12 protein-coding genes and 1 pseudogene are annotated in these 19,389 nt (G+C 44.7%); 6 read left to right on the top strand and 7 right to left on the bottom strand.

The window, feature by feature from the left end; genetic code table 11:
* Positions 1-86 precede the first annotated feature (86 nt).
* From tnpC to QT990_RS07205, 5 genes and pseudogenes are all read right to left on the bottom strand, one after another.
* Positions 87-1,560, bottom strand: a pseudogene (gene tnpC, locus QT990_RS35790) (IS66 family transposase).
* A gap of 211 nt (positions 1,561-1,771) precedes the next feature.
* A complete protein-coding gene (locus QT990_RS07220; RefSeq protein WP_333144439.1) occupies positions 1,772-2,476 on the bottom strand; it encodes a rhomboid family intramembrane serine protease in 705 nt (234 codons plus the stop codon).
* Positions 2,477-3,153: 677 nt separating this feature from the next.
* Positions 3,154-4,251, bottom strand: coding sequence for a DJ-1/PfpI/YhbO family deglycase/protease (locus tag QT990_RS07215; RefSeq protein ID WP_333310403.1), 1,098 nt, complete (start codon positions 4,249-4,251; stop codon positions 3,154-3,156).
* Positions 4,252-4,388: 137 nt separating this feature from the next.
* Positions 4,389-5,147, bottom strand: a complete 759-nt coding sequence (locus QT990_RS07210) for an SDR family oxidoreductase (RefSeq protein ID WP_333465075.1) — start codon at positions 5,145-5,147, stop codon at positions 4,389-4,391.
* 396 nt (positions 5,148-5,543) lie between these two features.
* Positions 5,544-9,404, bottom strand: a complete 3,861-nt coding sequence (locus QT990_RS07205) for a PAS domain S-box protein (protein WP_333465074.1) — start codon at positions 9,402-9,404, stop codon at positions 5,544-5,546.
* 245 nt (positions 9,405-9,649) lie between these two features.
* Here QT990_RS07205 and QT990_RS07200 point away from each other — a divergent pair, with 245 nt between their 5' ends.
* From QT990_RS07200 to QT990_RS07185, 4 genes are all read left to right on the top strand, one after another.
* The gene (locus QT990_RS07200; RefSeq protein ID WP_333465073.1) at positions 9,650-11,824 is read left to right on the top strand and encodes an EAL domain-containing protein; all 2,175 of its coding nucleotides are present in this window, start codon (positions 9,650-9,652) and stop codon (positions 11,822-11,824) included.
* Positions 11,825-12,002: 178 nt separating this feature from the next.
* A complete protein-coding gene (locus QT990_RS07195; RefSeq protein ID WP_333144444.1) occupies positions 12,003-12,947 on the top strand; it encodes an NAD(P)-dependent alcohol dehydrogenase in 945 nt (314 codons plus the stop codon).
* A gap of 200 nt (positions 12,948-13,147) precedes the next feature.
* Positions 13,148-13,993, top strand: coding sequence for a twin-arginine translocase subunit TatC (gene tatC / locus QT990_RS07190; RefSeq protein ID WP_333144445.1), 846 nt, complete (start codon positions 13,148-13,150; stop codon positions 13,991-13,993).
* Between the two features lie 670 nt (positions 13,994-14,663).
* Positions 14,664-16,076: a calcium-binding protein gene (locus QT990_RS07185; RefSeq protein ID WP_333144446.1), complete on the top strand. Its 1,413-nt coding sequence runs from the start codon at positions 14,664-14,666 to the stop codon at positions 16,074-16,076.
* Positions 16,077-16,369: 293 nt separating this feature from the next.
* Here QT990_RS07185 and QT990_RS07180 read toward each other — a convergent pair whose 3' ends face one another.
* Positions 16,370-16,678 carry a carbon dioxide-concentrating mechanism protein CcmK gene (locus QT990_RS07180; RefSeq protein WP_006631236.1) on the bottom strand — a complete coding sequence of 103 codons (309 nt, stop codon included), beginning with the start codon at positions 16,676-16,678 and terminating at the stop codon, positions 16,370-16,372.
* A 411-nt stretch (positions 16,679-17,089) separates the two neighbouring features.
* Positions 17,090-17,407: a DUF3067 family protein gene (locus QT990_RS07175; protein WP_190661639.1), complete on the bottom strand. Its 318-nt coding sequence runs from the start codon at positions 17,405-17,407 to the stop codon at positions 17,090-17,092.
* Positions 17,408-17,621: 214 nt separating this feature from the next.
* On the opposite strand from QT990_RS07175, the gene petC reads away from it, so the two are divergent.
* Positions 17,622-18,164, top strand: a complete 543-nt coding sequence (petC, locus tag QT990_RS07170; protein WP_333062057.1) for a cytochrome b6-f complex iron-sulfur subunit — start codon at positions 17,622-17,624, stop codon at positions 18,162-18,164.
* Between the two features lie 165 nt (positions 18,165-18,329).
* A complete protein-coding gene (gene petA / locus QT990_RS07165) occupies positions 18,330-19,319 on the top strand; it encodes a cytochrome f (protein WP_333144448.1) in 990 nt (329 codons plus the stop codon).
* Positions 19,320-19,389 lie beyond the last annotated feature (70 nt).

Genomic DNA, 19,389 nt, shown 5'->3' with positions numbered 1-19,389 from the left:
GGAATGGGGAATTATTGATGAATTTTAGTTTGCTCTTAAGCCCGATCGCACAACCCACTAAAATTAGTTTGATCGAGCGTAAGGATTCAGGTCTTTGATTGGGGAATAAGAGAAGGCATCAAAAAGTCACAAGAATGGGCAGATATAGCATCACGGAAAAAAGCCATTGCGCTTTTACCCTGAAACCGACAAGTCTGAATCACAGATAACAAATCAGCGGTTTGTTCAAACCGAGACATTGACCGGGAACCCCCAGATACCTTACGTTTAGTCACAGCTAATCTCAGAGAACGTTCTGCTAAATTATTATCAGGAGGAATGTCGGGATGGTCTAAAAAGTACCACCATTGATCTGCTTTCTCACGTAACGAGCGCAGTAACAGTCCAGCAGCATGACCAACATGACCTTGCCAAGTATTTAACAATTCTGCCAATCTCGTCTTAAAGTCCCTCGCCCAAGTCTGATAATCAATCTCTTGGGGGTGTTCCCGCCCTAGGCGATGTTGTCGAAATGCCTCATCAATTAATTCCAAAAATGCAGAAGCGACGACAGTGTTGTTACCGTGGCCCATTTGCAGAACTTTCTTAAAATGTCGCCGTAGATGGGCTAAACATTTTTGTTGCGCTCCCACAATCACACCGTTATATACGCTAAAATCATCGGAACTCAACACAGAGCGCAAATTCATGCCCCAGCATTGTCTCTAATTCGGCTCTACTGCGAGTGTCTGCGGCATGAAACAGGCAAAAATCTTGACCTGTGGCTGTCGGTCAACCATTCTTTGACTCCCTTCACACACCGGGGGTGTTTCATCCACATGGACGTTGCCTTGTAATGGTACCCATTTCCATAAAGCTTCAACGGCGGGTTTGACAGCATCAGCTACCCGCGCATTTGTCGCTTGTCCTGGACCTATCCCTAGGTCGATTCCACCTAGTTCGCGCAGGAACTCTTGTTGTTTTTCATAGGATAGGTGTCCATAATTACCCAACCAGCTTAATAATGCTTGTAGGTCAATACTTAAGTCAAGTCAAGGAACTATCCCGGATGCTGGTGCACCCATCACCATTGCTCCGCATTCATTGCATTGACATTTGACTCGTTGATATTCTACCACTTCAATTGGTAAGGCTGGCTTTACACGCTACCTGCTGCTTGCTATAACCAATCGGATCACTTAATTCTCTACTACCACAATGCTCACAAGATTCAGGAGTGCTGATTTGATATCTATCTACTCGCCCAAACCCTTTTCGGGTTTTGCCGATATGTCCCGGCTGTCCTCCTGCTTTGCGTTTTGGTTGGGACTGTGACTCTGACTCTGACTCTTTTGAGTTGTCAAAAGCGGCTGTCTCTGATTTCTGTATCAGATCGCTCGATGGTGGTTTTGATGATGTTTTACTATTACTGGGCTGTCTCTCTTGGAGCTTTTCGAGCTTTTGTTGTAATTTTTCAATCAGCTTCTGTTGGGTGAGCACAATTTTGACCAGCTCCTGGTGGCTCAACTGGTCAACCATTTCTAATTTTAGTGCTGCTGATAACTCTGACTTTTCGCTCATCTGACTACATTACCATATTGTTCGGCTCTCTGCGGAACTATTTTTACCTGAATCCTTACCTGCCAACAATGGACAATCTCAAAAACCCGCCCCGACCGGGATATTATGGTTAATCGATCGGACATGACATGAAACCACAGATAAACGCAGATAAGCGCCGATTTCCTTGGCAGTTTATCTGCGTTAATTTGCGTTCATCTGCGGTGAAAAATTAAATCTGATTATCTTCAGAAAAAAGTCCCAACAAAGGGCCGAGAATAGCGCCGAAAACAAAGCCACCGGCGTGGGCCCAGTAGGCAACTCCCCCGGATTCCATGCCGACACTTGCCGGGGCATTCAAGGAAGCCAGCCCGCTCAATGCTTGCTGTGCAAACCAAAATCCTAGAAAGAAGAAAGCGGGGACTCTGACGGTGGTAATAAAAATTCCCAATGGCAGGAGTGTCAGAACTTTAGCTTGGGGATATCTGAGAATGTAAGCTCCCATCACGCCTGCGATCGCGCCGCTAGCACCTAGGGACGGAATGGCAGATGCTGAGGAGAAAAACCACTGAGTTAGTGATGCTAAAACGCCGCAAGTAAGGTAAAATATTATAAATTTGACGTGTCCTAAACGGTCTTCTACGTTGTTGCCAAAAATCCACAAAAATAACATATTTCCGGCAATGTGAAGAAAGCCTGCGTGCAGGAATTGGGAGCTAATTAGTGTCGTCCATTCGGGAAATGGCGAAGCTGGCAGAGCAACCCGACACATATTGCTTAACTGGCAAGGAATTACGGCCCAAGAGTAGAAGAATTGCGTTAATTGTCGATCGCCCAAACTGAGTTCGTACAAAAATACTAATATGTTTGCGGCAACCAGCCCGTAGGTGACATAGGGAGTGATAGTAATGGGATTTTCATCGCGTAAGGGAACCACGGCCTTTTTTCCTCATCAAAATATTGGCAACACAGTAGCGCATTTATAGCCCAGGTGTCTCCTGTCTAAAGGAAGAGGGAACAAACCAATCGATTTTAGATTTTAGATTTTAGATTTTAGATTTAAAGAATTGAAGGATTGAAGAATTGAAGAAAGCGACCTCATATCATTTCCGGTCGAGGGATCGCGATTGTTGTAGGGGCGGGTTCACCAACAATACCTGCCAATAATTGACAATCTCAAAAACCCGCCCCGACCGGGATATTATGGTTAATCCATCGGACATGATATTACGGATATATCCGAGGGCTGGTTAATCGATTTTAGATTTTAGATTTTAGATTTTAGATTTTAAGAATTGAAGAATTGAAGAAAGCAACTTTACGGATGTATCCGGGGGCTGGTTATCGGATACTATATTTTTTTTCTGCACGGATGAATCCAGGGGCTTTTACCGCCATCGGATGCCGCAAGCTTCCTTCAAACTCGCCGTTTCCCGCTGAAACCAAAATAAAACCCTCCACCTTGCAGTTAGTTGAATATCTGCTTTTTAGTGTTGGGTTTTATTTTACCGCAAAGGCGTATATTGTAGGATTGCAGAGGAAGTTTGTAGTTGCGATATTGGTACTGGTTTTCACATCTCAACCAAACTACAAACTTATTTATCCCCTTGCTGATTACATTTTTACAGCGGGGCTAGTCGAAGGTTTAGGCGACTTAATTTCCTGGGAAGCTGCACGGGCGCGGAAGAGTTTAGCAACGACTTGTTCACACTTAGACAAATCCGATTCTATCTCTGTCAAAATCGCCGTTGATACGGGATCTGTTAACTTCACCCGCAGGTTGTTGATATCGACAACACCGGTTTGCAAATCACCGAGAGTGCTCCGCAGCAAAAACGTTTCATCGCTTCCTTGCATCGAAGCTTTTAATTTAGCGTATTTGTCAGCAATTTGGGCAGGAATTGAGGGTTTTTCCCCGAAATCGTTGAGGCGTTTTTCGATAGCGAGGATGTGGTTCTGTTTATTTTGAATCATTTCTCTCAAGAGCGATCGCAAATCGCTGTCTTGGGTTTTTTCCGCATAATGTTCAAAGGCTTCGCAAGCATAGCGTTCCCCTGCGAGGGCGGTATTCAAAGCTTTAACAATGTCGCCTTGTGTCGAACCTCCCCAACCATTAGCTAATTTCCACCATTCTGCATTTTTGTCAGTTTCTTCTGGCAAACCGACTGCTTTTCCGCCGTAACCGAGGCGAGCCATAATTGCGGTGGTAAATATTGCTAAATCTCCAGGTTGGCGGGAAGTGATCAAGTTACCGTCAACTACTAAAGCTTCGTTGATGTAGTTAGCTCCGGCATTAATCATGTCTGTTTTAATTGCCAAGAAACCTGTGGCATTTTTGCCTTTCAGCAAGTCGGCTTCAATCAAAACTTGCGGGCCGTGGCAAACAGCAGCGACAATTTTCCCTTGCTCAAATGCTTCTCGTACAAAACGTACTGTATTGGGGTTAGTCCGCATTGTATCGGGAGCCATCCCGCCGGGAATTATCACTGCATCGAATTCTGCGGGGACTGCTTCAGTGGTAGTTCCGTCAGCCTGCTGGGCAACTTTTCCTTGTTTTCCTGCATACTTTTCATTTGTCCGCGAACCGAGGACAACTACATCAAAATTTGCTTGTTTTAAGGCGTTGTAAGGAACTAAAAATTCCGAATCTTCAACTCCATTTTCAATGAGTATGGCAACTCGTTTTGTGTTGCTACCATTATCGGTTGTCATAATCAAATTTCCTCAGACTATCTTTTTATCTAACCATAAATGATTTATGATGTTTTTAGCGTCTTGCTAAAGTGATAAATTACTTGGTTTTAAAAGCTGTCAGCGTGAGCCTTGAGAGGTATTTTACAGTAATTGTCTCAATGCACGTATGAGGCTCCATTAATGTCGATCGTAGTCCCGGTAGCGTGCGTAGCCAAACCGGATGCTAAAAACGCGATAACATTAGCAACATCTTGAGGAGGAGCGATTTTGCCGATCGGGATATCGCGAATAATATCAGATTCACCGAACTCCTGAATAAACTGATTAGACATTTCTGTACTAACAAATCCCGGTGCAACTGTAAAAGCCAAAATATTATCAGCCGCAAACCCTCTAGCAATACTGCGAGTTAAAGCAACAATAGCACCTTTAGAAGCGGCGTAGTGCAGATAATTGGGGTCATCCCCACGAAAAGCAGCGCGACTTGCTATATTAATAATTGTACCGCCCCTGCGACTTTGAAAATGCAGAATAGATTCCCGGCACAAATCGGCAACGGCAATTAAATTCACTTGTAGAGTTTGCTGCCAAGCTGAAGACCAAATATCGAACTCGTCCTCTATACCCGCTGACTGCATAATCCCCGCATTATTAACTAAAATATCAATATGGCCCCGCCATTTTAAAGCATCTCGCCACAAAGTCGAAGCCGCGTTTTCCACCATCAAATCTGCTGCCAATAAATAACAGCGATCGCGCGCAACACTTGCTGCCACCGCTTCAGCTTCTTCCTGACTGCGAAAGTAATGCAAAATCACCTCGGCCCCAGCATTAACCAGAGTCCGCACCGTCACTGCACCAATCCCTTTCGAGCCACCAGTTACTAAAATTACCTTTCCGGTTAAATCAATCATTCATGTCTCTCTTTTCTCTTTCTCTGTGACCAAGAATTTCTTGATGGTACCCGCCACGTGATTTATCCGTGGAATCAATCCAAAATCTAAAATCTAAAATCCTCAAGCCCCCGCATTTATCCGTGGGGTCAATCTAAAATCTAAAATCTAAAATCTAAAATCGATTGACCTCTGCGCCCTCTGCGGTTAATAAAAAAATAAATCCCCTTCACACACGAAATATAATTGCTCTATGATACAGCACATCCCATCTAATGTGTATGCCATTTCCTTATGCTGATAGATATCTGCCACACACATCTCCAAAAACTTCCAAATCCTTTCCTCTGTTGGTTTCTATTAGAAATATAGCCACTGCTTACAGCACTATACCTTCTTTGTCATTAAACTCGATAACTACAGTGGATTCGGCAGCAAAGGTCGAATCAGCTCCATAATTCGATCGGAATTAAAATTATTGATATAATCGGTTAGGGCTGTGGACAAACTTGCTTTCGATTCTGGAATTTGTACGATCAATTCGTTCATAACTTCGGTATCGAGATAGTAAGCGGCTTGATACATTTGTTCTAACCACTGGGGGGGCATCATGGATATATCTTCTACAGACACCGTTTCAACTAATGGTTTTTGTGGAGTTTGTTCTACGACTTCGTAGATATATTGTACTCCCAAATATTTAGCGAGTTTATCAAAAAGTTCTCTCTGCTGAAATGGCTTGCTTATAAAGTCGTTGCAGCCAGCCCTAAGAACTTTCTCTCGATCTTCTTCCAAAACACTGGCAGTTAAAGCAATAATGACAGTTTGTTGGCTCTGAGGGCGTTCTCTAATATATTTAGTAGCTGTGTAGCCATCGACGATCGGCATTCGCAGATCCATCAGAATCAGGTGTGGCAGCCAACTCTCCCACAGTGAGAGTGCCTCCACTCCCTGTTTTGCTTCTCTCACCTCAAAACCAACCGAGGTCAGGATCTCGACTAACAAGCGACGATTTTCTTCTAAATCTTCAACAATAAGAATGCGGTAAGTCGGTTGTCCGGGAGCTAAACCAATTACTCTTTGATTAATTGATTCTGGGGGTAAGGATGCTGATTGAGGTAACTGTACACCAATCTCAAAGGAAAAAGTGCTACCTCGGTGCAAAGTGCTTTTAACCTGAATCTGACCGCCCATAAGTTTGACGAGTTTTTGACTGATGGCTAAACCAAGGCCCGTGCCTTGACTCAAATTATTTCCAGCTTGGGTTTGCACGAAAACCTTAAATAATTTATCAATTTCTGTGGGCGAAATTCCCACGCCTGTATCCTCAACTTCAAAACATAGGTGACAGGATGTTTTGTCTCTTTGTGTTGCTCTTACCCGTAGGGTGACGCTTCCGTGATTGGTAAACTTAATCGCATTACCGAGCAGATTGACCAATACTTGATAGAGTTTTTTCTCGTCACTATGCACAAATTGAGGAATGTCGGGATCTCGCTCGACAATTAGCTGCACTACTTTAGATTGGACTTTAACTTGGAACATTTCTTCGATAGAAGTCAGCAAACTTGTCAAATCAAACTCAGAAGGATTGAGAGTCATCCGTCCGCTCTCTATTTTGGATAAATCTAAAATATCGTTAATCAAATCCAATAAATGTTTACCGCTACGATTGACAATCTCTAAACGTTCTTGGAGAGAACGAGTCAGATTGCTCTCATAGCTCATCAATTGCGTGAATCCCAAAATTGAGTTGAGGGGGGTGCGGAGTTCGTGGCTCATATTGGCGAGGAAGACTGTCTTGGCTTGGTTTGCTTCATTTGCCTGATGAAATTCCAACTCCGCTTGTTTACGATCGCTAATGTCAATTAAATATCCCAAAATTTCTACGGCTGTACCTGAATTATCTCGAATTAGTTTAAGCTGACTGAGCATCCAGCGATAAACCCCATCGGAGCGACGAAAACGGTATTCGTGGAAGTAAAAATCATTAAGGAATAGATTTGCTAAGCCATTAAGCACCGGTTTTACATCATCGGGGTGTAAGTGATTCACCCAAAATTTAGAATCTTCTAAAAACTCGCTGCTTTCGTAGCCCAATATATCTTTGATATTTTCGCTGATGAACGTTGCTCCATAATCGCCAGCAGCTTTACTGCTAAAAATGACCACGGGGCTATAGTTGAGAAGAAAGTTGAGGCGATTTGTGGTAGCTTGCAAGGCTTGCTCAGCCAGTTTTAGCTCTGTTGCGTCTTCCTGAACAGCAACATATACAGTTCCGTATTCAGGATGCTCAAACATGGATGTATGAACTCTGCACCAAAAGAGAGTTCCATCTTTCTTTCTATTCTGGACTTCATATTTCGCTTCCCCGGTCTGTTCAATTTGAGTGACGATATCTAGAACGGCTACATCTGGTGTAACCTTTGTATCGACATAATTCAAAATACCAAGGGGTTGACCTGCGAGTTCGTCCTCTGTGTAGCCAAACATAGCGTCAAAGGTAGGGTTGGTGTAGACGATCATGAGGTCTGAGGCTTTGATTAAACACACTCCTCCTGCCATGTTATTCATAATAACGCTTTGAAGTTCTAGGGTCTTTTGAGCTTCTTTTCGAGCCGTAATTTCTTGTATTTGAGAAATAAAATGCAGTGGATTTCCCTGTCCATCTTGTACTAGCGATCCATTAAGAATAATCCAAATAATGTGTCCTTCTTTATGGAAATACCGTTTTTCCAGTTGGTAAGTTGAAATTCTTCCTGCTAATAGTTGATGTGCATAACTAAGATCGCCGTCTAAATCGTCAGGATGGGTGATGTCTTGGAAAGTTAACGCTAACAACTCTTCTGAGGAGTAGCCAAGAATCTGACATAAGGCAGGATTGACTTTAATCCAGTACCCATCAAGTGAAACGATCGCCATCCCGATAGAGGCATCTTCAAACGCATGGCGAAACTGCTCTTCACTGTTTCGTAAAGCCATCTCAATTTGTTTGCGATCGCTAATATCGCGCAAAATCACAGTAAATACCGTTTCGTCTCCCATTTCCAGCTTAGAAATAGAGGCTTCAGCCGAAAACTGCGTTCCATCTTGACGACGACCCAAAATCTCGCCTCGTTCTCCCATCCTTCGCGCTCTGGTAGAAGACTGTGAAAATTGTTTGATATGCTGCGGATGTGCATCTCTAAACTGTTCTGGCAGCAGTAAATTCAGTGGCTCCCCTAAAATATCCTCAATTTTATAGCCAAACATCTTTTCTGCCCCTTGATTAAACAGGGTAATGCGTTGAGTGCGATCGACTGAAATAATTGCATCATTGGCGATTTCTAGAATTCCTGCAAAACGAGCCTGCGATTTTTGTAAAGCATCTGTTCGTTCAACCACAAGAATTTCTAAATTTTCGTTAAGTTTTTTAATTTCTTTTTCGGCTTGTTGGCGCTTATAATCTATCTGGTTCAAAAAGCGAGCCGTCCCCAAAATGAGAAGTGAGAACGTGAAAACCATAACAGTTGAACGCAATGTATAGCCAAAATTAGCGTTATACCAGCCTAACTTTTGTCCCTGAAGAGTGAACCAGTTCACTGTCACGGGAAAGATCGTCGCCCAAGGCAGCAACCACCGAACCATTACTCCGCCAACTAGGGGACTGGTTACTACTTGCATTAATCCTTCCTTGGGGCGGAGGAATAAAATTCCTCCATAGAGGATGAAAAAGGTGGCGATCGTGTTTAGGGGTTGAATCGTCGTAATTGTGACCAACCGTTCAAGAATATCGACATGGAATAGGTGTGCAAATAAAGCTAGTAGAGAAATTAAAGCTGCAACACTACTAAAAATCTGAGCCAACCAAGTATCCCGTTGGGAATTTTGCCCTAACAGTAACAGTGCTAGTCCCATCAGCACAAAATTTAGGGCGGTATTTACTCCCATTCTTCCCGGATCAGGAGTCGCGGCAGACACAAAATCTCGGAAAAGCCACTGATCAGTACCCAGCTTCCAACCAAAAATATACTGGCTCAGCGTCAGCATACCCATGATGATTATCAATCCTGCCATCCCTTGAGCGATGCGATCGTGCAGTCGGGTTCTTTGGTACTGCAACAATCTCAAAGACCCTCCAGCCAGCAAAAAGCAAATTGCCGTGTTTGCTTTCATGGTCGCAGTCATACCGGGAAAACCACTTTTGAGTAGGGAGATGTCAAATTGCCAACCCAGCAGCACGAGACATCCGATCGCAATGACGGCTAGACTTGCCATTTGAGAAATCCGCTTGTTCATAAATCGCCTGCTTGGCTTGAAACAATGTTCTTCTAATGTTAGGCGAAGCGAAGAAGGGCGACCACGAGGGGACTGCCCCTAGCCGAACTATTCAGATTTTGTATGGTTGCGCCCCCTTGCCAGCCCCATATCTCCGGGAGCGCAGGACTTCTTTGTGGGTAAACTAACTTTTTTAACCGAATAATTAAACTATACTATTTGTGCATAGGTTTATATTCCTCTAGCAGGAAACTAGGGAAATGAGTATGATTCTCCATAGAACTAGCGATAGGGTTAGCGATCGAGCTACAAACTACCGAGGCAATATTTTAATTGTTGACGATCTGCCTGATAACCTGCGTCTGCTCAGGGATACTTTGAGTGCACATGGTTATAAAGTTCGCAGTGCCACGACAGGTGCAATGGCGCTGAGAGCCGCCCAATTGCCATCGACGGAGTTAATCTTACTAGATATTAAGTTGCCCGATCAGGATGGCTATGAAGTTTGCCGAAAATTAAAATCTGATGAGCGCACCGCCGACATTCCAATAATTTTTTTGAGTGCGCTAAATGAAACTTTTAATAAGGTGCAAGGGCTGGCTGCGGGAGGGGTAGATTATATTGCTAAGCCATTTCAAGTCGAAGAAGTATTAGCTCGTGTCGAAACCCACCTAACTATCGGAAGGCTGCAACAAAAACTCCAAAAGCAGAATTTACGTCTCTTGAGAGAAATTGAAGAACGGCAACGTCTCGAAGAGTCTCTCTTTGCCGAAAAGGAATTGGCTCAAGTGACACTGCAATCCATTGGCGATGCGGTCATTACTACTGATGCCCAAGGTAATGTGAGATATTTCAATCCTATAGCTGAGCAACTGACAGGCTGGAAAAATCATGAGGTTCAAGGAGTTCCTTTCTCTACGGTATTCCTAATTGTCGAGCAAGTAACGCGAGAGCCAGTAGAGAATCCTATAAACAAGGCTCTATTAGAGGAGCGAATTGTGACCTTAGCTAACAATACTATTCTGATTTCCCATGATGGAACCGAGTATCCCATTGCTGACTCGGCAGCACCGATTCGAGACCGCGAAGGTCAAATTATCGGGGCAGTCATGGTCTTTCATGATGTTACTGAATCGCGCTATCTCACCCGTCAACTCTCTTGGGAAGAAAATCACGATGCCCTGACGGGGTTAATCAACCGTCGAAAATTTGAGCAGCAGCTAGTGGAGGCGCTCGCCTCTGTTAAAGATAGCAATCAGCAGCACGCTCTCTGTTATTTAGATTTAGATCAGTTTAAAGTCGTTAACGATACCGTAGGTCATATTGCTGGCGATGAGCTACTGCGCCAAATCACAGCACTTATTCAAAAGGGAGTCCGTGCTAATGATATGCTGGCTCGCTTGGGAGGTGATGAATTTGGTATTTTGCTCACTCAATGTTCGCTCTCTCAAGCAACCCAGATTGCCGAAAACCTCAAAGACATAGTGCATCAGTTTCGGTTTATTTGGAATGGCAAAACCTTTATCATCGGAGTCAGCATTGGAGTTGTTGCTATTGACCAAACCAGCCAAAATTTGATGGAGCTTCTGGGAGCGGCTGATGCAGCTTGTTATGCCGCCAAAGCCAGAGGCCGCAACTGTGTTCATATTTATAGTCTAGATGATAGTGAACTAATTAAACAACGTGGTCAGAGGCAGTTGATTGCCCAAATCAGCCGAGCGCTGGAAACCAATCGTTTTTGTCTCTACTACCAAAAGATTGTCTCTATTACCTCTAAACCATTAGTAGAGCATTATGAGATTTTGCTCAGAATGCTGGACGAAAATGGAAAAATAGTATCTCCTGCTCAGTTTATTCCCGCCGCCGAGCGTTACGGGTTGATAACAGAAATCGATTGTTGGGTCATCGAAAAGTTTTTCTCGAACTATCACAAATTGCCTGAGAAAGATGCTCTTAGTCAAGGCTTGTATACGATCAATCTATCTGGCGCTAGCATCAGTAACAATCAGTTTATGAGGTTTTTAATCGAACAATTTTCTCGCTACCAAGTCCCCCCACAAACCATTGGTTTTGAAATCACGGAAACGGCAGCCATTGCAAACTTTGAACAAGCCAGATATTTCATGGGCGAACTCAAAAAGATTGGCTGTTGCTTTGCTTTAGATGATTTTGGCAGTGGGTTGAGTTCCTTTGCGTATCTGATAAATTTACCAGTTGATTATCTAAAAATTGATGGTGCTTTTGTCAAAAATATTAGTCATAATTTGATTTCTCAAGCGCTCGTTGAAGGGTTTAATGGTATTGCCCATGCGATGAATCTTGAAACTATAGCTGAGTTTGTCGAAGACGAGACTATTTTAGAAAAATTGCGGGAGATTGGAGTAGATTATGCTCAGGGTTATGGGATCGCGCGCCCCGTGCCTATTAATTTTAATCGCTAGCCATCGCACGCTTGCCAGCGAACCCATTGCCTCACGCCTGCCCATTGTCTGGAGGTCTCCCAGAGTCGATCGCCCGCTGCTACAAGGCTAGCTCAATTTCCTGTGTCACATTTAGATCGAATGTGCTGTAATTGTAAAGGATTGAGTGTTCTATTGGAAATAAACCGGAAAATTTGCCATGAAAGCAGTTGCGTTCGATCGCTACGGTTCAGCCGAGGAATTGCAGTACCGAGAGTTGGAAAAGCCGATCGCCAAATCCAACGAATTGTTAGTGCGAGTTCGCGCTAGCAGCGTCAATCCCGTAGACTGGAAAATCCGACAAGGACACCTGCAACTATTAACAGGATTTAACTTTCCTCGAATAGTCGGTTCTGACATCTCTGGAGTTGTCGTGGAAGTCGGCAGGGAAGTCACCAAATTTCAACCCGGAGATGAAGTTTATACTTTCTTAAATCCCATCAGTGGGGGTGCTTGTGCCGAATACGCGATCGTGCCAGAATCGGATGCCGCCTTTAAACCGAAAAACATCACTCATGCAGAAGCAGCAGGAGTACCGATCGCAGGTTTAACTGCTTTGCAATCGCTCAGGGATTTGGGCCAAATCCAAGCAGGAAACAAAGTATTGATTAACGGCGCTTCCGGCGGAGTCGGCACTTTTGCCGTGCAAGTTGCGAAAGCAATGAACGCGGAAGTAACGGGAGTTTGCAGCGCTAAAAATAGAGAATTTGTCAAGAGTTTGGGAGCGGATTTTGTTCTGGATTACGCAGAAATTGACTTTACTCAACAGCCCGAAAAATATGATATAATCTTGGATGCTGTCGGGACAAGAACATTTGCTGAATGCGAAAAAGTGCTGCAACCAGAGGGAGTTTATATCTCGACTTTGCCGAGTTTCGACAACCTCGCACCGATGTTAACGAGCTGGTTAATATCGGGCAAAAAAGCTAAATTTATTTTAGCCAATGCCAACCCCAGCGATTTAGGGGCTTTGCGGGAGTTAATAGAATCAGATAAAGTTGAGCCGATTGTCGATCGCACTTACAGCTTAGCAGAAGTAGCAGCAGCCCACGTTTACAGCGAAACCGGCCGCGCTGTCGGCAAAATTGCGATCGGCATTGAATAATGAAGGCAATACACGGATTTTGATACCCCTACACGGATTAATTATCGATCGTTCCTTCTGCTGCTGAAGTCAGAATAAAGAATGAAGAAGGAAGTCGGAGCAATTATGAAATAACTATTCTCAATTTCCAATTTCCAATTACCAATTTTCAATTACCCATTCCCTCTTCCCAATTACCCTTTACCAATTACCCATTTCCTATGACTGCTCCCTCAAACTTGGAGACATCCGAACAAGGTTCCGACAACAACCTCGAAGTAATTAGCCCGGAAAACAGCATTGCACCAATCGCAGGCGGTGCGATGGGTTCTCGCAACTTAGAAAACGAATTTCTCGACGAACTTCCCGACGAAGTTGAAATGTCTTTATTCGACCATTTAGAAGAATTGCGGCAGCGACTTTTTTACTCGCTAATTGCAGTAGTAATCGCTGTAATCGGTTGCTTTTTCACAGTTAAACCCATCGTGCAACTGCTAGAAGTACCGGCAGGGCCCGTCAAATTTCTGCAACTAGCTCCCGGCGAGTATTTCTTTGTTTCTATCGAAGTAGCCGGATACAGCGGTTTGCTCATCGCCAGTCCGTTTATTTTTTACCAGATAGCGCTGTTTGTTCTCCCCGGTTTGACTCGGAAAGAACGCAGGTTGCTGGGGCCGGTGTTTTTCGGTTCGAGTTTCCTCTTTTTGGGCGGGTTAGTCTTTGCTTACATCGCTCTGATTCCGGCGGCGCTTAATTTCTTTGTTACCTATGGGGCGGATGTTGTAGAGCAGTTGTGGTCGATCGACAAATACTTTAAATTTGTGCTGCTGTTAATGTTCAGCACCGGCTTAGCTTTTCAAATCCCGATCGTCCAAGTATTGCTCGGCGTTTTGGGCATAGTTTCTTCTAACCAAATGCTCTCCGGCTGGCGGTATGTAGTCTTGGGAGCGGCAGTTTTGGGAGCGGTTTTAACGCCTTCTACTGACCCTTTAACGCAAAGTCTTTTAGGAGGTGCGGTGCTGAGCTTGTATTTTGGCGGGGTTGGTTTGGTGAAGCTTTTAGGGCGGTGAGAATTAAGAATAGCAGACAATGTAAAAGTTACCGAACATCTGAATTTTAAAATTGTCTGCTATTTTTAGCCGAGATTGCGATTGTTGTCAACTTATCTTAAAAACATTGCTTCAGTTATTTTGAGGGCGAATTGAGTATTTACCTCTGGCAGCTTATAAAGATTGTGTAAAGCTAAGCTTTTGAGATATGTGAGTAAGTTGATTGTTTTATATTAGCATCATTGCTGATTTAGCAATTTTTCAATAACTTTTACAAATAAGAAATCCAATTCGCATTAGCAAAGTTTAGTGTGCCATGTCTGGGGCTAAGGTTTTTAGCCTAAATTCACACTATTTTTTAGGTGCTCTCGCTGGCAATCATAAGTTATTTTAATGATTAAATTTTTAAGGTTTGCATCAAGATTTCGGACGAGCCGATCCTTAGTATTCGCTTTAGAGATAACATACCGACACAGTGAAATTACTGAAAAAGAACGTAAAATTTCAGCAATAGAGTCAACCTGGCTCACTGAAGTCTAGCTATATCTTTTGAGTTTCCTGGCTGCCTAAGATAGGAGAATTGTTGGTTTTTTGGGTGGATTTTTTAGTAAGTTATTTTGAAAAATCCACACTGTAGATTTTTACCTTTTTGACGGTTTCAGTTTCTTAATCTCAATCGGAAATTAAATATATGGCACCAATACCTGGCACTTCGGGCCCTGACTACTTATACGGCGCTGGCCCTTTCATTGATAGCGATGACACCATCTATGGTCTGGCTGGCAATGACACTCTCGATGGTGATCTTGGCAGTGATAGTCTCGATGGTGGAAGTGAAGATGACCTCCTCTATGGTGGAAGTCAAGATTATCCTTCCGACGTTAATACTCTGCTTGGTGGACTTGGCAATGACAGTCTCTATGGAGGAGGCCGAGCTTATGACTTGCTCGACGGCGGAGCAGGCAATGATTATGTGCTTGGTGACTACACTGGCAATAATAATAGAGACCAGCTAACAATTGGTAACGATGACACGCTCTACGGTGGAGAAGGAAATGACACGCTCTACGGTTGGCGTGGTAGTGACATTCTATATGGCGGAGTTGGCAACGATCAACTCGACGGCGGCTTCGAGAACGATTTGCTCAATGGCGACGATGGCGATGACACTCTGTCTGATGGCAGTGGTCTCTTAGGTTATGGTGGTACCCCTGCCATCAACGGCAACGACACTCTCAACGGCGGCAGGGGTAATGACTATCTCGATGGCGGGGTTGGGAATGACTTCCTCAATGGAGGGGATGGCATCGACACAGTATCGTACATAAGTGCCAGAAGTGGTATCAATCTACAGTTGGCGCCTATCGGTGACGGGTCTGGGTTAGGTCGGGCTCTCGATGGATTCGGCGGTATAGCATCCAGGGGGGCGCCCCCGCCGATCGTAATAGAGAACGGTGTAGACTCACTCTCTGGCATTGAAGTCGTTATAGGTTCTAGTTTCAACGACACCCTAGTTGGCGGGAGTAGCAATGAAACACTCTTGGGCGGGGCCGGTAATGACTCTTTGTCGGGTCGTGCTGGGAATGACTTGCTCAATGGCGGGGATGGCATCGACACAGTATCTTACAGTTTTGGAGGAACTGGCGTCTATCTCCAGTTGGGGGCAGTCGGCGACGGGTCTGGGTTAGGTCGGGCTTCCGACGGGCAGGGCGGCATAGACTCGCTCTCCGGCATCGAAGTAGCGATAGGTTCTAGGTATAACGATACTCTCCTTGGTGGAGACGGCAGCGAAACGTTGATTGGCGGGGCCGGCGACGACTTATTGTTTGGCTTCAGTGGCGATGACTATCTCGTTGGTGGCAGAGGGGCTGACAAGTTTAGGCTTTGGAAGGGTTGGGGGACAGATACGATTGCTGACTTCAAACCAGGTGAAGATAAACTGTTGGTACGTTCTCGCGCTCCGTTGGCAGACATCACTTTTGGGTCGATTAATAATGGTTTAGATACGGAAATTCGTCAGGTTGGAAGCCCTACCGCTATAGGGATTCTGAAGGGAGTTTCGAGTGCTTCTATCATTCCTGCCCGTGATTTCATTAGTGGTTGATTGTATGGTCTGCATCGATCGATAGGTGACAACAATCGCCTAAAACCCATGAGGAATATCGCTTTTATTCGAGTCCAGATCCCCCTAAATCCCCCTTAAGAAGGGGAGTAGGGGTTGACTTTGATGTGACTCTTGTCCCCCCCTTCTTAAGGGGGGCTAGGGGGGATCTGGGCCGATCCGATGCAACCGGATTTGATATGAATTAGCCCCAAAAAATATAGAGGTGCGATCGCCCGCGCCTCTATAATTACTAAAACTTAAAATTCAACACCAAAGTTTTGTCAAAACTTTGACTACATTCGGAACTGTTCTACTTCAGGAGTGTAGCCGATCGGCAAAACGTAATCCAGATTCTCGTGGGGACGAGCAATTATGTGATACGATAGCAACTTTCCGCCATCGACCTTTTTAACTGATTCAATTCCAGCAGCAACGGCTGCTTGCACTTCAGAAACATCTCCTCGCACTATAATTGTCCAGTAGGCGCGGGTTATTTTCTCATAGCGAACTAAAGTAACACGGGCTGCTTTCACCATTGAGTCCGCAACTTCTACTGCAGCGGGAAATCCTAAGACTTCAACCATTCCCAGTGCAACACCCATTACAACATTCTCCTAAATTTCACAAGATATCTGACACTCATTGTATGTGAAATTGTTGACAGAAATTGGTTCGGATGATTTTGGTAAGCATGAAGGACGATCGCCCAAAATTAAAAAAGCCCCTAAAAAGCCCCAGAAACTGTTGCGGCATTTAAATCCCACAGTTGGCGGCGCGCAGCAAAGCCCGCCACACAAGACTTTGAATCAAAACACCTGTGCAAATTAGATGCGCCACAGCTTAGTTTCTCACCCGCGGCAAGTCGTATGATAAGCTCGCCGATCGATTTTAGGGACTTTGGGCTCAACTAATCCAGCCGCGGCGCGACACAAAACTTTAGGGAACTCCCCCAGATCCCGGCTGTGGAGTCAATCTAAAATCTAAAATCTAAAATCTAAAATCGACTGACTGATTCAAAACTCGTCTAGCAACCACTCCGAGGCTCTTTCACCCAAATCGAGGGGAACGCTGACAGCTTTACCCAAGCGCGGGCGATCGCGAGTAGTTACGATATATTCTCTCACCTGTTCTGTGCTCCCCCAGCCGTTGAGGTAATTGGCCACCGCATCCAAATGCTCGAAATAATCAGCCTCCGTCATCGGAAAAGATGCCTGTTCTAGATATTTCCACATAACTTGCACAAAAATCTTGCCTCGTGTTCGCCGCAATCTGATATCGTAAGACTTTCCCCATTTTTCTAGCAGTAGCTGGTGTAAATCCTTGCCCGTCATGGTTGCTCCTGAGTTAATCCATTAAACAATAAAAGACAAAGTTCAAAAAATGTAATAATACTCTAATAAAGGCTGGAAGGCGCATTCTTAAAAGGAATTTTCGCGGCCTAAAATTTGTGCGAGCAGATTAACGGCAATTATCCTCCTTCCTCTGCACGTACAGGTTCGCTAACAGCTAACAAACAAACGTAACTTAAAACCGTAAAGGCAGGTCATGGCTCAATCTTCTGCTGGAAATCCCGATGTTCCCGATATGGGGCGTCGCCAATTTATGAATTTGCTGACGTTCGGTACAGTCACAGGTGTGGCACTGGGCGCACTCTATCCCGTTGTCCAATATTTTGTTCCTCCGTCGAGTGGGGCAGTTGGCGGCGGAGTCACAGCTAAAGATGCTTTGGGTAACGACATCATCGTTAGCGAATATTTGGCTTCGCACCCTGCGGGCGATCGCAGCTTAGCCCAAGGTCTCAAAGGCGACCCCACCTATGTTGTGGTGAAAGAAGACTTATCTATCGCCGACTACGGCATCAATGCAGTCTGCACTCACTTGGGTTGCGTCGTGCCTTGGAATGTTAGCGAAAACAAGTTTATCTGTCCTTGCCACGGTTCTCAATACAACAATGAGGGCAAAGTGGTGCGCGGCCCCGCGCCTTTGTCTCTGGCCCTGGCCCACGCCACTGTCGCAGATGACAAGATCGCTTTTACAACTTGGACAGAAACTGATTTCCGCACCGGCGAAGCACCTTGGTGGTCTTAAACTATTTTGGATTTTAGATTTGAGATTTTAGATAGGGGGTGAATGGTGAAAACCACAGATAAGTGCATCCCTAAACCAGTCTAATAATCCAAAATCCAAAATCCAAAATCCAAAATCCAAAATCCAAAATCCAAAATTGTCTGACCTTTGAGATTGAATACTCTAATGCCACAAACTAATTTATCTGCGATATTTCGCCGCAGTGCCAGGACGATCGCGAAAACTGCCTTAATTGCGATCGCCGCAGCAGGATTTTTCCTCACCAGCGACATCGCACTTCCCCAAGCAGCATTTGCTTACCCTTTCTGGGCTCAGCAAACAGCACCCGCTACTCCCCGCGAAGCAACAGGCCGCATTGTTTGCGCTAACTGTCACCTCGGTGCAAAAGTGACTGAAGTGGAAGTGCCGCAATCTGTTTTGCCTGACACAGTGTTTGAAGCTATTGTCAAGATTCCCTACGATACTAGCGTGCAACAAGTTGTCGGCGACGGCAGCAAAGGTGGCTTGAATATCGGCGCAGTTGTGATGTTGCCCGAAGGTTTCAAGATTGCTCCCGCTGACAGAATTCCCGAAGAAATGAAGGAAAAAGTCGGCGATCTTTACTTCCAACCTTACAGCGAAACCCAAGAAAATATTCTTTTAGTGGGCCCGGTGCCGGGAGAACAGTACAAAGAATTGGTATTCCCAGTTTTGTCGCCGAATCCGGAAACTGACAAGTCGGTTCACTACGGCAAATACCAAATTTATGTCGGAGGCAACCGCGGTCGCGGTCAGGTTTATCCTACTGGCGAAAAGAGCAATAATACTGTTTACAATGCTTCGGTAGCTGGCACCATTTCTAAGATTGCTCAACCTGAAGATGGCGGTTATCAAGTGACAATTCAACCTGCCGAAGGTGCAGCCGTTGTTGATACGATTCCCGCAGGCCCAGAACTGATTGTTACCGAAGGACAAACAGTTGCAGCAGGCGAACTTTTGACGAATAATCCTAATGTGGGCGGCTTCGGTCAAAAAGACGTGGAGATTGTGCTGCAAAGTGCCGATCGCGTTAAAGGATTGATGGCTTTCGTGGCTTTGACCATGCTGGCTCAAATTATGCTGGTTCTCAAGAAGAAACAGGTCGAAAAAGTTCAAGCTGCTGAAATGAATTTCTAAGCGCGGCTGTAATTAGTTGGGTAATACCAATTTAATGTGAAGTTGCACATATCTCGATCCCCCTAAATCC

This window comes from Microcoleus sp. T3_B1 (genome assembly GCF_036700445.1).
Lineage (GTDB): Bacteria > Cyanobacteriota > Cyanobacteriia > Cyanobacteriales > Microcoleaceae > Microcoleus.
This window is presented reverse-complemented; position numbering and strand designations above follow the sequence as displayed.